General features: G+C 75.3%; 11 protein-coding genes. 6 read left to right on the forward strand and 5 right to left on the reverse strand.

Annotated elements, in window-relative coordinates:
• Positions 1-167 precede the first annotated feature (167 nt).
• The 4 genes from ACFC2L_RS02595 to ACFC2L_RS02610 all read left to right on the forward strand — a co-directional run bounded on the left by ACFC2L_RS02595 (position 168) and on the right by ACFC2L_RS02610 (position 3,931).
• A complete protein-coding gene (locus tag ACFC2L_RS02595; protein ID WP_375822673.1) occupies positions 168-881 on the forward strand; it encodes an ABC transporter ATP-binding protein in 714 nt (237 codons plus the stop codon).
• Positions 881-1,774, forward strand: a complete 894-nt coding sequence (locus tag ACFC2L_RS02600; protein ID WP_375822674.1) for a hypothetical protein — start codon at positions 881-883, stop codon at positions 1,772-1,774. Before ACFC2L_RS02595 ends, ACFC2L_RS02600 begins: the two co-directional genes overlap by 1 nt.
• A 124-nt stretch (positions 1,775-1,898) precedes the next feature.
• Positions 1,899-3,275 carry a sensor histidine kinase gene (locus ACFC2L_RS02605; protein ID WP_375822676.1) on the forward strand — a complete coding sequence of 459 codons (1,377 nt, stop codon included), beginning with the start codon at positions 1,899-1,901 and terminating at the stop codon, positions 3,273-3,275.
• Complete coding sequence (locus tag ACFC2L_RS02610; RefSeq protein WP_375822677.1) at positions 3,272-3,931, forward strand: response regulator; 660 nt, start codon at positions 3,272-3,274, stop codon at positions 3,929-3,931. Before ACFC2L_RS02605 ends, ACFC2L_RS02610 begins: the two co-directional genes overlap by 4 nt.
• A gap of 2 nt (positions 3,932-3,933) precedes the next feature.
• Here the strand turns inward: ACFC2L_RS02610 and ACFC2L_RS02615 are convergent, their stop codons facing one another.
• The 4 genes from ACFC2L_RS02615 to clpB form a co-directional block, all read right to left on the reverse strand.
• The gene (locus ACFC2L_RS02615; RefSeq protein ID WP_375822678.1) at positions 3,934-4,983 is read right to left on the reverse strand and encodes a DUF2071 domain-containing protein; all 1,050 of its coding nucleotides are present in this window, start codon (positions 4,981-4,983) and stop codon (positions 3,934-3,936) included.
• A gap of 90 nt (positions 4,984-5,073) precedes the next feature.
• Complete coding sequence (locus ACFC2L_RS02620) at positions 5,074-5,472, reverse strand: hypothetical protein (protein ID WP_375822680.1); 399 nt, start codon at positions 5,470-5,472, stop codon at positions 5,074-5,076.
• Positions 5,473-5,542: 70 nt separating this feature from the next.
• Entirely contained in the window at positions 5,543-6,523 is a 981-nt protein-coding gene (locus ACFC2L_RS02625; protein WP_375822681.1) for a diacylglycerol/lipid kinase family protein, read from the reverse strand.
• 137 nt (positions 6,524-6,660) lie between these two features.
• The gene (gene clpB, locus ACFC2L_RS02630) at positions 6,661-9,282 is read right to left on the reverse strand and encodes an ATP-dependent chaperone ClpB (protein WP_375822682.1); all 2,622 of its coding nucleotides are present in this window, start codon (positions 9,280-9,282) and stop codon (positions 6,661-6,663) included.
• Between the two features lie 294 nt (positions 9,283-9,576).
• Between clpB and ACFC2L_RS02635 the strand changes: the two genes are divergently transcribed.
• Both ACFC2L_RS02635 and ACFC2L_RS02640 read left to right on the forward strand, forming a co-directional pair.
• A complete protein-coding gene (locus tag ACFC2L_RS02635) occupies positions 9,577-10,890 on the forward strand; it encodes an LppM family (lipo)protein (RefSeq protein ID WP_375822684.1) in 1,314 nt (437 codons plus the stop codon).
• A 361-nt stretch (positions 10,891-11,251) separates the two neighbouring features.
• Complete coding sequence (locus ACFC2L_RS02640) at positions 11,252-12,337, forward strand: ThuA domain-containing protein (RefSeq protein ID WP_375822685.1); 1,086 nt, start codon at positions 11,252-11,254, stop codon at positions 12,335-12,337.
• 90 nt (positions 12,338-12,427) lie between these two features.
• On the opposite strand, the gene ACFC2L_RS02645 is transcribed toward ACFC2L_RS02640, so the two are convergent.
• Complete coding sequence (locus tag ACFC2L_RS02645; protein WP_375822687.1) at positions 12,428-13,759, reverse strand: enoyl-CoA hydratase/isomerase family protein; 1,332 nt, start codon at positions 13,757-13,759, stop codon at positions 12,428-12,430.
• Positions 13,760-13,803: the final 44 nt, after the last annotated feature.

Below are 13,803 nucleotides of genomic sequence, written 5' to 3' on the forward strand. Positions count from 1 at the left end.
CGGCGACGCCGGGCGTGCCGGCGCGGGTCCCGGCGTTCCGGCGGCGCTTGCGACGGAGGTCGCAACGCAGGTTCCTCCCTGCGCCGCAAGACCCGGGGACCCCCCGCGCGACAGCCTGGTGGGACACCGCACGGGAGCCGTGCGGGACGTGACGAGAAGGGACCGGCATGACCACCATCCACGTCTCCGGGCTGCGCAAGTCCTACGGGGCGTTCGACGCCGTGCACGACGTGACGTTCACGGCCGCGCCCGGCCGCGTCGTCGGGCTGCTCGGGCCGAACGGTGCCGGGAAGTCGACGACCCTGCACGTCCTCCTGGGGCTCGCCGCGGCCACCGCGGGGAGCGCGACGTTCGACGGTCGGGCGTTCGCCGACCTGCCGCACCCTGCCCGCACCGTCGGCGCGCTGCTCGACGCCGGCGGACTCCACCCCGGGCGCACGGGCGGCGACCACCTGCGCGTGCTCGCCGCCGCCGGGCGGGTCCCGGCCCGGCGCGTCGACGAGGTGCTCGCGCTCGTCGGCATGACGCCCGCGGCCGACCGCCGCGTCCGCACCTACTCGCTCGGGATGCGGCAGCGCATCGGCATCGCCGCCGCGCTGCTCGGCGACCCGGAGGTGCTCGTGCTCGACGAGCCCGCCAACGGGCTCGACCCCGCGGGGATGCGCTGGCTGCGCGACCTGGTGCGCGGCTTCGCCGACGACGGCGGGACCGTGCTCCTCGCGAGCCACGTCCTGTCCGAGGTGCGGCAGGTCGCGGACGACCTGGTCGTCGTCGGGCAGGGTCGCGTCGTCGCCGACGGCCCCCTCGACGACCTGCTGCGCGGGGAGTCCCTCGAGGACTTCTACCTCGACCTGACCGCCACGACCGAAGGGGTGCGCTGATGTACCGCGCCGAGATGCTCAAGCTCCGCACGACCCGCGCGACGTGGGTCGTCGCGGCCGTCGCCGTCGCCGGGATGCTCGTCGTCCAGGCCTTCACCCTCCTGCTGCCCACGATCCTGCGGGGCACCGAGGCGCTCGGCGGGGGCGCGACCGTCGGGTTCCAGGCGTCGCCCGAGATGCTCGAGGACCTGGCCCCCGACCTCGGCGCGCTCACCGACGCCGCCCAGCCCGCGTTCCAGCGCGGCATGCTCGACCTGCTCGGCAACGGGCTGAACGGCTCGGGGTCGGTCGGCGTCGCGACCATGTGCATGCTGCTGCTGGGCGTGCTCGCCGTGACGACGGACTTCCGCACGGGCGGCATCGTGCCGACGGCGCTCGTCCAGCCGTCGCGGCTGCGCATCCTCGCGGCCAAGGCCGGCGCGACCGCGACCGTCGCCCTCGGCGTCGGCGTGGTGCTCGCCGTGGTCGGCGCCCTGGGTCTCACCGTCGCGATCATGACGACCCCGGGGGCGACCCTCGCGCTCGGGCCCGGCGAGGTCCTCGGCGTGTGGGCCCGCGGCCTCGCGGTCCTCGTGCTCCTCAGCTGGTTCGGGCTCGGGATCGGGACGCTCGTGCGCGGCCAGGTGGCCGCCGTCGTGACCGTCGCGGCGCTCGCGCTCGCCGAGCCGATCGTCCGCGGTGCGGTGACCCTGCTGTCGGGCGGCGAGTCCGCCGCGGCGGAGTGGCTCCCGCTCGGCCTGGGCGCGCTCGCGTCGACGGGGCAGTCCGGGGCGGAGCTCCTGGGCGGCGCCGCGCCGCTGGGCACGCTCGCCGCGCTCGCCGGCCTCGTCGCCTGGGTCGCGGCACTCCTCGGGAGCGGCGCCCTCACGCTGCAGCGCCGCGACCTGGTCTGACGACCGCCGAGGTAGAGGGCTGGTATCGCGAGGTAGAGGCGTGGTCACTCCTCCCGGTGGACCACGCCTCTCCCTCGGCGGGCCACGGCTCTGCCTCGTGGCCGGGTCGGCGCACCCCCGTAGGGTGGGCAGGCCCACCGACCCGTCCGTCCCCGTCGTCCCGTTGGAGGAGACCGTGACCGAGGCCCTGCGCCGCGCGCTCGACCGGGTCGGCGTGCGCACCGACACCGGCCGCGACGCCGTGCTCGCCGGGGTCGTCGCCGCCGCGACCGTCGTGCTGTTCCTGGGGATCGAGCGCGTGCTCGCGACCGACGTCGGTGCGACCTTCGGCGCGGGGCCCGGCGCCGTCATCATCACCCCCGGCGTGCGCGCGACGGTGCTCGCGCTCGTCGTGGTCCAGGCCGCGACCCTGGCGGTCCGCCGTCGGGCACCGCTGGCCTGCCTCGCGCTCGCGGTGGTGGCCCAGGTCGCGATCACCGTGCTCCTGCCGCCGTACGTCGGGTTCCAGGCGCCGGCCACACTCGTCGCCGCGTACTCCGCCGGTGCGTACGCGCCGCGACGGGCGCGCCTCGTCGCCCCGGCGCTCGCGGCGTTCGCGCAGGTCGTGCTCGTCTTCGCCCTCGGGGGCTTCGCCGTCCCCGCCGGGGCGGGGCCCGCGCAGCACGCGCTCCAGGTGGGCGGCGCGCTGCTCTCCGCGCTGCTCACGTTCGTGGGGGCGGCGCTCGTCGGCTCGTACGTCGCGACGCGGCGCGAGCTCGTCGCCGAGCTGCGCGACCGGGTGCTGCGGGCCGAGCGCGAGCGCGAGGCGCTCGCCGCCCAGGCGGTCCTCGAGGAGCGGGCGCGCATGGCGCGCGAGCTGCACGACGTCGCGGCGCACCACCTGTCCGGCATCGTCGTCCAGGCGTCCGCCGCCGAGCGCCTCGTCGACGCCGACCCGGAGCGCGCCAAGGAGTCGGTGCGGTGGATCCGCGCGCAGGGCCGCGAGACGCTCGACGACCTCCGCCTCGTGGTCGGCATCCTGCGCGGGCGCGACGACGAGGACGGCACGGAGCGCGAGGCGCCGCAGCCGACGCTCGCCGAGGTCCCCGCCCTCCTCGACACGGCACGCTCCGCCGGCACCGTCGTCTCGGTCGAGACGGACGGCAGCCCGTGGGAGCCGACGCCGAGCACGCAGATCGCGGTCTACCGCGTGCTCCAGGAGGCGCTCGCCAACGCGCGCCGGCACGCGCCGGGCCGGCCCGTGGCCGTGCGATTCGCGTGGTCCGCCGCGGACCTCGTGCTCACCGTGCGCAACCCGGCGGCCGGCACCGCGCCGCCCGCGGACCCGCGGCCCGGTCACGGGCTGGTCGGCATGCGCGAGCGGGCGACCGTGCTCGGCGGCACGCTCGACGCGCGGCGGGCGCCCGACAGCGCGTGGCTCGTCCGCCTGACCGTGCCTCGCTCACCCGCGCGCGACCCACGCCGCGCCGATCAGCTCACCCCCGACCAGGAGGTCTCGTGACACGCGTCGTGCTCGTGGACGACCAGGCCGTCGTCCGCGCCGGGTTCACCGTCATCCTCGAGAGCGAGGGCGTCGAGGTCGTCGGTGAGGCGTCGAACGGCGCCGACGCCGTCCGCGTCGCGCGCCGCGAGCGCCCGGACGTCGTGTGCATGGACGTGCGCATGCCCGGCGGCGACGGCATCACCGCGACGCGCGCGCTCGCCGGTCCGGACGTCGTCGACCCGGTCCCCGTGCTCGTGGTGAGCACGTTCGACCTCGACGACTACGTGTTCGGCGCCCTGGAGGCCGGGGCGAGCGGGTTCCTGCTCAAGGACGCCGAGCCGGACGTGCTCGTGGACGCCGTCCGGCGGGTCGCCGCGGGCGACGGCCTGGTCGACCAGACCCTCACGCGGCGGGTCATCGGCGAGTTCGCGCGCCGCCGCGCGCCCGTCTCGCGGGACGACGACGCGGCCGCGCTCCTCACCCCGCGCGAGCTCGACATCGTCGACCTGCTGTGCCGCGGGTCGTCCAACGCGGAGATCGCGACGGCCCTGTTCCTCGAGCCCAGCACGGTGAAGTCGCACCTGAGCCGGGCCATGACCAAGACGGGGGCGCGCGACCGCGTCCAGCTCGTCGTGTGGGCGTTCCGGCACGGGATCGTCGACCCGGCCGGCTGACGTCAGCGCACGGGCCGCGGCACCCCGAACCGTGCGTGCACCGGCGCGGCCACGTGCACGAGCGCCGGGTCCGCGGGCGGCAGCCCGAGGCGGTCGAGCACGTCCGTGTCGAGCGCGTCGAGCGTGCCGCGCCGCAGCGTCCACGGCTCGTGCACGACCGGGAACCGCCACAGCCGCCCGGCCCGTGCGCCGTAGGCGGTCCAGCGCGCCGTGAGCCACCGCACGAGGCCCGACGACGCGTCGACCTCCTCGTGCGCGCGCACCTCGGCGCGGAGCGTGAGGTCGCGCAGCAGCCCCGGGTGCTCGTGCGGGACGTGCAGGGGTCCCCGGCCGGTCGAGCGGAACCGGTAGCGCACCGCGGACGGCGGCCCCGCACGGTCGCCGTCGGCGTGCACCTCCGCCTGCACCGCAGCGTGCGCCGGGTGGTAGGGGACGCCGGCCGCGCGCGACGCGGCGACGAACGCGCGCGACGTGGCCCACAGGCCGAGGAACCACACGCCCTCGGTGCCCGCGCGGTCGCGCACGTACACGCGGACGTTGAGCTCGGGGAACGTCGACCACGCGCCGAGGGCGGGCAGCGGCGGGACCCGGACGCCCGCCATGACGAACGGGACCACGCCGAGCCACGTCGTCCCGCCGACCTCCTGGACGGCGAGGCCGGGCGGGAGCCAGCCCTGCACGACGGCCGGGTCGACGCGCCAGTGGAGGAACGTCAGCGCGTCCCAGCGCTGCACGTTCACGGCGACCCGCGGTGCCCGGTGCGGTGCGGCTCCCGGCCCCGGCGCGGCGGCCTCGTCGAGGAGGCGCCCCGCGGGCCCGACGAACGGCTCGCCCTCGCGGTCCTCACGGTCGCCCGGCTGCTCGCCGACGAGCACCAGCCGGGCGCGCTCGGGTCCGCGCGAGAACACGACCTGCGTGGCGTCCGCCCACAGCTCGCACCCGTGGCAGTCCCGCGCCGCCCGGGCGAGCGCGTCGACGTCGCTCACGGCACGCCCGCGCGGGAGCCACTCCTGCGCGCCCGAGCGCTCCGGAGCCGGTCGTCGGGGGCTCATGGGCCCACCGTGCAGCACCGCACGTCTGCTCGCACCCGGCGCTCGCGGGACGCGCGGCCCGGCCTGGGGGCCCGGGCCGGGCGGAGGCGGTCAGAGGACCTGGTAGAGCGCACCCTGCACGAGGCTGAGGAGGACCCCCAGGAGCGCCGCCGCGCCGAGCGCCGTGCCGGCGGACGCGAGCGCCGCGCCCGGCAGCCGCCGCACGAGCGCGACCGCGCCGGTGACCGTCGCGACCAGCGCGAGCACGCCCGTGAGGATGCCGTTGACGAGCTGGAGCACGCCGACCGACGACGGCGAGTAGCCCGCCGACGAGAGCACGAACGGGAACGCGAGCGTGACGACCGCACCGACCAGGACGGTCGCGACCCCGAAGGCGAAGGCCACGACGGCGAGGGGCGAGCGTCGCGCACCGGTGGCCGGTGCGGGCGAGCCGTAGGCGGACGGGGCGGAGGCGGACCAGGTCTCGGGGCCGGGCTGGGGAGCGCTCATGCACCCATCCTGCCGAACCCCGCGGTCCGGCGACAGGGACGTCCGCGGTCCGCGACCGCGGGCACCGGGATCACCGACGACCGGGCGCGCCCTGCGCGAGGTCCTCCGACTCCTCGGGCCGGTACACGCACACGTGCAGCGCCTGCGGTCGCACGCTGACGTCGAGCCGCTCCGCCGGCTCGATCACGTCGCCGTCGAGCTGGCGCGGCTGCGGCCGGTCGGAGACCACGGAGACCTCCCGGCCCCGCACGACCTCCCGGCTCGGCACCCGGCTCCTGCCCCGCACGACGCCCCACAGGAGCTGGACCCAGTGCTGGAGGTTGCGCGGCGCGATGATCGCGACCTCGAGCTGCCCGCTGTCCGGCTCCGCGTCCGGGAGCAGGTTGGTGCCGGCCTGGAGACGGCCCACGTTGCCGACGACGACCGTGCGCGCACGACGGCGCCGCGTCCGCCCGTCGACCGTCACCTCGACGTGCATCTCGTCGTCGGCGAGGTGCTTGAGCGCCGAGAAGACGTACGCGACCGACCCCGCCCTGGCCTTGAGCGCCGTCGGGGCGTCGCGCATCATCGCCGCGTCGAGCCCCATCCCCGCCATGATCGCGAACGTCTGCCCGTCCGCGACGCCGACGTCGATGGTCCGTCGGCCGCCCCGGAGGACGAGGCGCAGGCCCTCCTCGGCGTCGGTGGGGACGCCGAGGTTCACCGCGAGGAGGTTCCCCGTGCCGCCCGGGAGGATCGCGAGCGCGGCGTCGGTCCCCGCCAGCCCCTCGACGACGGCCCGCACCGTCCCGTCCCCGCCGCTGACGAACACCACCTCCGCGCCGTCCTCGACGGCCTGGCGCGCCTGCCCCGTGCCCGGGTCCTCGGCCGTCGTCTCGAGCCACGCGGGCTCCGGCCACCCCGCCTCGGTGAGCCGCGCGACGATGAGGTCGCGCAGCGCGTCCAGACCCTCCACCCGGTTCGGGTTGACGATCACGGCCGAGCGGTGGGGCCCGACGTCGGGGCGCTGCGGAGCGGTGTTCTGGGTCTCGGTCGTCTCGTCGGTCGGCACGGACCGAGTATGTCCCGGCGGCCGTGAGGACGCGCGGTACGGGGGCAGCCCCATCCGCGCGGACAGGGGGACCCCGGGTTCTCTGCGCCGCTCGGTCACGACGGCGGCAGAGGACCCGGGGCCCGTCGGACAGGACGTCAGGCCGTGAGGATCTCCGTCCCGAGGGTCAGCCCTTCGGCCTCGGGGTCGCGGTCGACGCGCACCACGTCGCCGTCGGCGACGTCGCCCGAGAGCAGCATCCGCGCGAGGCGGTCGCCGATCTCGCGCTGCACGAGGCGGCGCAGCGGGCGCGCCCCGTACGCCGGGTCGAAGCCCTCGAGCGCGAGCCACTCGCGGGCGGCCGTCGTCACGTCGAGCGTGATGCGCCGGTCCGCGAGGCGCCGGCCGAGCGCGGCGACCTGGATGTCGACGATCCGGCCGAGCTCCTCGATCGTCAGCGGCTCGAACACGATGACGTCGTCGAGCCGGTTGAGGAACTCTGGCTTGAAGGACGCTCGCACCGTGCTCATGACGGCCTCGCGCTTCTCCGCGTCGTCGAGCATCGGGTCGACGAGGAACTGCGAGCCGAGGTTCGACGTCAGCACGAGGATGACGTTGCGGAAGTCGACCGTGCGGCCCTGGCCGTCGGTGAGACGGCCGTCGTCGAGCACCTGCAGGAGGATGTCGAAGACCTCGGGGTGCGCCTTCTCGACCTCGTCGAGCAGCACGACCGAGTACGGCCGACGCCGCACGGCCTCGGTGAGCTGGCCGCCCTCCTCGTAGCCGACGTACCCGGGGGGCGCGCCGACGAGCCGGGCGACCGAGTGCTTCTCGGAGTACTCGGACATGTCGATGCGCACCATGGCGCGCTCGTCGTCGAAGAGGAAGTCGGCGAGCGACTTCGCGAGCTCCGTCTTGCCGACGCCCGTGGGGCCGAGGAAGAGGAACGAGCCCGTGGGGCGGTCCGGGTCGGCGACGCCCGCGCGCGAGCGGCGGACGGCGTCGGACACGGAGCGGACGGCGGCCTGCTGGCCGATGAGGCGCTCCCCGATGACCTCCTCCATGTGCAGGAGCTTCTCGCTCTCGCCCTGGAGCATGCGGCCGGCGGGGATGCCCGTCCACGCGGACACGACCTCCGCGATCTCGTCGGCGCCGACCTTGTCCGCGATCATCGGCGCGGCCTCGGGGCCGGACGCGGCGAACGCGTCGTCGGCCTGCTCGGCCGCCTCGGCCTCGTCGAGCTCGCGCTGCACCTGCGGGATCTCGCCGTACTGCAGGCGGCCCGCGGTCTCGAGGTCGCCCTCGCGGATCGCGCGCTCGACCTGGACGCGCAGCTCGTCGAGCTTCGCGCGCAGGTCGCCGACGCGGTTGTGACCCGCCTTCTCGGCCTCCCACCGCGCGGTGAGGGCCGCGAGCTCCTCACGACGGTCCGCGAGGTCGGCGCGCAGCTTCTCGAGGCGTTCGAGCGACGCGGGGTCGGTCGACTCGGACAGCACGACCTCCTCCATCTCGAGGCGCGTGACGGCGCGCTGCAGCTCGTCGATCTCGATCGGCGACGAGTCGAGCTCCATGCGCAGGCGCGACGCCGCCTCGTCGACGAGGTCGATCGCCTTGTCCGGGAGCTGGCGGCCGGTGATGTACCGGTCGGAGAGCGACGCCGCCGCGACGAGCGCCGAGTCGGCGATCGTCACCTTGTGGTGCGCCTCGTACCGCTCCTTGAGCCCGCGCAGGATCGCGACCGTGTCCTCCACCGAGGGCTCGCCGACGAACACCTGCTGGAACCGGCGCTCGAGCGCCGGGTCCTTCTCGATGTACTCGCGGTACTCGTCGAGCGTGGTCGCGCCGACGAGGCGCAGCTCGCCGCGCGCGAGCATCGGCTTGAGCATGTTGCCCGCGTCCATGGCGCCCTCGCCGCCCGCGCCCGCCCCGACGACCGTGTGCAGCTCGTCGATGAACGTGACGACCTCGCCGTCGGAGGACTTGATCTCCTCCAGGACGGCCTTGAGTCGCTCCTCGAACTCGCCGCGGTACTTCGCGCCCGCGACCATGCTCGCGAGGTCGAGCGACACGAGGCGCTTGCCCTGGAGCGAGGTCGGGACGTCGCCCGCGACGATGCGCTGGGCGAGACCCTCGACGACGGCCGTCTTGCCGACGCCCGGCTCGCCGATGAGCACCGGGTTGTTCTTGGTGCGGCGGCTGAGCACCTGCACGACCCGTCGGATCTCGGAGTCGCGGCCGATGACGGGGTCGAGCTTGCCCTCGGCGGCCGCGGCCGTGAGGTCGGTCCCGTACTGCTCGAGCGCCTTGTAGGTCCCCTCGGGGTTGGGGCTCGTCACGCGCGCGCTCCCGCGGACGGCGGGCAGCGCGGAGCGCAGGGCCTCGGCGGTCGCGCCAGCCTGCTGCAGGATCGTCGCGGCCTGCGAGGATCCCGCGGCGATGCCGAGCAGCAGGTGCTCGGTGGAGACGTATTCGTCGCCGAGGGCCTGCGCCTCCTTCGCGGCGTTGTCGAGCGCGGTCGACGTGGCGCGCGACGGCGTCGGCTGCGCGACGGCGGACCCGCTCGCCGTGGGGAGCGCGACGAGGGCCGCGCGCACCTTCTGGCCGACGGCCTGCTTGTCCGCGCCGACGGCGTCGAGGAGCCCGACGGCGACCCCGCCCTCCTGCGTGAGCAGCGCGGCGAGGAGGTGCGTGGGCTCGAGCTGCGGGTTGCCGGCGGCCGACGCGGTCTGGATCGCCTCGCCGATCGCCTGCTGCGACATCGTGGTGAACTTCGTTTCCATGGGTGCTCCGGTGTGGTGCTCGAAAGATGGTCTGACCAGTGGAACGACTCCGAAGTTGAGTGTATTCCGCTCAACTTAGTTCGTCAGCCCCGTCCCCGACCTCTCGACGGTCCGTCGTCCGGAGCGGATGAACTCCCGGACGCATTCCGTCTCAAATCGGCTTCGACCCTCGCCTCGGGCGACGATCCGCGACATGCTGGGCCGGTGAACTCCTCACCCTTGCGCAGACGACTCGGCCTCGGCGCCCTCTTCGCCACCCTCGCACTGTTCCTCGCGGGGTGCATGAGGATGGACATGGCCATCACCCTCAACGAGGACGACACGTTCGACGGCAGCGTCGTCATGGCGTTCTCCGACGAGATGGCCCAGTCCCTGGACATGGACCCGCAGGAGATGTGGGACCAGATGGGCTCCGAGATGGAGTCCGACCTGCCCGACGGCGCGACGCAGGAGCCGTACGCACAGGACGGCTACACCGGCACCAAGATCACGTACGCCGACCAGCCCATCTCCCAGCTCGACACCGGCGCCACCGACTCCATCTCCGTCACGCGCGAGGGCGACGAGTACGTGGTGAGCGGCTCGATGGACATGACGGGCGAGGAGTTCAACCCCGAGACCGGCGACGCGGCCGGCGACGAGATGACGCGGCAGATGATGGACAGCCTGGACATCAGGGTCGCCATCACCTTCCCGGGCGAGGTCGCCGAGTCCAACGGCACCGTCGACGGCAACACCGTGACGTGGACGCCGGTCGTCGGCGAGGTCAACGAGATGACGGCGCGCGGCTCGGCCGTCGCGGGCGGCTCGGCCGGCACGGGCGACGAGGGCTCGGACGAGACCACCGACTCCGACGGCGCCACCGCACCCGACGGCGGCGAGAGCGCGAGCGATTCGTCGGACTCGGGCTCTCTCGCGTGGCTGTGGTTCGTGATCGGCGGCGTCGTGCTGCTCGGCATCATCGGCCTCGTGCTCTGGCTCGTGCTCCGCTCCAAGCCGGGCACGCAGGACGGCCAGGCGGCCGGCTTCCAGCAGGGCGGCTACCCGGGCCAGCCCGGCGCCTACCCCGCGCCCGGTCAGCCTGGTCAGCCCGGCCAGTACCCCGGCCAGCCCCAGGGCCAGTACCCGGGGCAGCCGGGCGCCTACCCGGGCCAGCAGCAGCCGGGTCAGCAGGGCGGCTACCCCGGACAGCAGGGTCAGTACCCGGGCCAGCAGCCGGGTGGCTACCCGGGTCAGCCGGGCCAGCAGCCGGGCGCCTACCCCGGCCAGCCCGGGGCCCCGCAGGGCTACGGGGCGCAGCCCCCGGCCCCGGGCCCGTACGGCGCCCAGCCGCCGGCCCCGCCGCAGCCGCAGGGCGGCTACCCGGGCGCGGCCCCGTACGCCCCTCCCGGCGCGCCGCACCCGCAGTCGTCGCCGACGACGCCGCTCCCCGCGCAGCCGCCCGTCCCGCCGGGCGCGACCCAGCCGCTGCCGCCGTACCAGCAGCCCGCCCCGACCCAGCCGCTCCCGCCGCAGCCGGGCGCACCGGGGCCGGACGGCCCCGCGGCCCCCGCCGGCCCGGACGACGAGATCGACGACGCGACGCGCCTGCGCCCGCCGCCCGAGTGACGGTCGCGAGCACCCGCTCGGTCGGTGCCGCGCAGCCTGTGCCGCGCGGCCGCTGACCCGCAGCACCACCCACGACGGCCCGCCCCGAGACCGGGGCGGGCCGTCGTGCGTCCCCGACCTTTGCGGGGCCCGACCGCGGCCGCGAGCCGCGGCGGCACCCGGCCGGGCGACCGCCGGGTCCGTGACGCGGTGCGCCGGACGCTCCACCGGCCGACCGCCAGGTGAGAGCCGCGCGATGACCCGTATTTGTTTATCGGCATTGCCTTTTAGTCGCCGGCCGATATACGGTCACCCGAAGCCGCCGGGTGCCTGGGTGCTCGACGACCGGGGGGCACAACGGTCCACTCAATGAGGAGTCACCATGAAGCATCACGTCTGGCGCCTGGCCACGGGCCTGGCAGCGGCAGGTAGCGCGCTCGCGGTCGGGGTCGCCGCGGTTCCGGCGAGCGCGGCCGACGACGAGTACAAGGTCCTCGTCGTCGGCGAGACTCTCGGCTTCCGCCACTCGCACATCGACGAGACCACGGAGGCGGTCATCGCCATCGGCGAAGAGCGCGGGTTCACGGTCGACGTGTGGGACTCGCGGCAGCCCGAGCTGACGCTCGACACGACGCCGTTCACGAGCGCCGAGGACCTCGGGCAGTACGCGACGATCCTCTTCGCGTCTCCCGTCGACGGCACCAACAACCAGGACCCCGCCCGGCCCCGCCTGCTGAACGACTCGGAGCTCGCGGCTCTCCAGGGCTACATCCGCGACGGTGGCGGGTACGTCGGCCTGCACGCCGCGACCGACACCATGCACGCGGTGCCGTGGTACAGCGAGCTCAGCGGCGGGTCGGCGCGGTTCAAGAGCCACCCGGCCCAGCAGACGGCCACGATGCGGATCGAGAGCCCGGGCCACCCGTCGACCGAGATGCTCCCCGCGGAGTGGACGAGGTTCGACGAGTGGTACAACTTCACGAGCAACCCGCGGGAGGACGTGCACGTCCTCATCACGCTGGACGAGTCGACCTACAACCCCGGCCGCGACGCCATGGGCGACGACCACCCCCTGGCCTGGTGCCAGAACTTCGAGGGCGGACGGTCCTGGTACGAGGGCGCCGGCCATGTCGACTCGTCGTACTCCGACCCGCTGTTCCTCGCGCACCTCGCGGGCGGCATCGAGTGGACGGCCGGGAAGGTGAGCGGCGGCGGTGACTGCGTCACCTTCAAGGAGGTCGACGGCATCGTGACGTCGCTCTCGACGGGCTCGAACCGCGCGGAGAAGCTCTCCGCCGGGGTGAGCGACTACCTCGACCGGGCCGAGGCCGCCGCGGACGCGGGCGAGCACGCCGACGCGATCCACATCCTCAAGCAGGCCAAGGGGAAGGCGCACGGCCTCCAGGACGAGACGCTCGTCGCGAAGATCGCCGACCTGATCGAGTGGCAGCAGACGCTCGTCTCCTGACCTCGGGAGCTCGGCCCCGACCGAAGCGGCCACGCCTTCCGGGCGTGGCCGCTTCGGCGTCCTCCGGCGGGCGTCGCGCGTGCCGGCGTCTCAGGACTCGACGGTGACCTCGACGACGTCGCCCACGGCGTCGAACCTCACCGCGGGCCAGTACCCGTCCAGGAAGTGCCCGCCGCACGAGTCCGCGAGGTGCACGACCGTGCCGCCGTCGTCGCGCCGCCGGACGAGCTCGACCACGAGGTCCTCGGCCGCCTCCGCGAGCTCCTCCGCGGTCGGCTCGTCCTCGCTGAACCGGCGGACGACGGCCTCGACCGCCCGGCGCGCGAGGCGCGGGCTGAGCGCGTCGTCCCACAGGGGCTCGGCGGGGACGTACGCGAGCGCCTCGGCGCCGAGCGCGGGGTCGACCTCGGCGAGCGTCGCCGGGCGCCACTGGGGGTCGCGGTCCTTGTCGACGAGCTGCGCGCGGACGCCCTCGACGAGGTCGTGCTGCGTGTCGACGAACCAGGAGACGAGGCCGTACTCCTGCTCCAGCGCCGCGCGCAGGTCCGGGAGGTCGCGCGCGCTGCGCACGGCCGCGAGCGCCACGGTGACGGCGGTCGGCGAGAGCCGCTCGAGCTCGTCGGCCTCGGCGCCGGCCTGCTCGTCCCCGTCCCGGGCGGCGGCCCGCAGCCGCGCCACGATCTCGGGCACCGTGTCCGCCGCGTACGCGGCCTCGACCGCCGCCTGCCGGGTGACGAGGCGCGAGACCGGCGCCGGCAGCGCGTGGCGGCGCACGACCTCCCGCACGTCCTCGACGTCGAACGGGTCGACCCCCGCGGTCGCGAGCGCGGCGAGGTCTGCCGCCAGCACGGGCAGCCGCTCGCTCGGCACGTAGTGGTCGGCGAGCCCGACGAAGAGCGCGTCGGCGGCGTCCATCGTCACGGCGCCGAGCGCGAGCATCTCCCCCAGCCGCCCGGGTGCACGGGCGAGGAGCCAGGAGCCGCCGACGTCGGGCGTGAAGCCGATCCGCGTCTCCGGCATCGCGACCCGCGACCGCTCGGTGACGACGCGGACCGGGGCGTGCGCGCCGAGACCGACGCCGCCGCCCATGGTGATGCCGTCCATGATCGTCACGACGGGCACGGGCAGCTCCGCGAGCGCCGCGTCGACCGCGTACTCGCGCCGGAAGTAGCGGCGGGCCTCGGCCTGCTCCCCGGCCACGATCGACGCGTGCAGCGCGCGGACGTCGCCGCCCGCGCACAGGCCGCGGTCACCGGCGCCGTCGAGCAGCACGACACGCACGGTCGGGTCGACGCGCCACTCCTCCAGCACGTCGGCGATCTCGCCGAGCATGGCGTAGCCGAGCGCGTTGAGCGCGCGCGGACGGTCCAGGGTGAGGTGCCCGACGCCGTCGTCGACGCGGGCGATGATCTCGCTCGTCACGCGCGCCACGCTACCCCCGGCCCGCCCCCCGGACGTGTCGGCAG

It is taken from the genome of Cellulosimicrobium sp. NPDC055967, from assembly GCF_042269845.1.
Taxonomy (GTDB): domain Bacteria; phylum Actinomycetota; class Actinomycetes; order Actinomycetales; family Cellulomonadaceae; genus Cellulosimicrobium.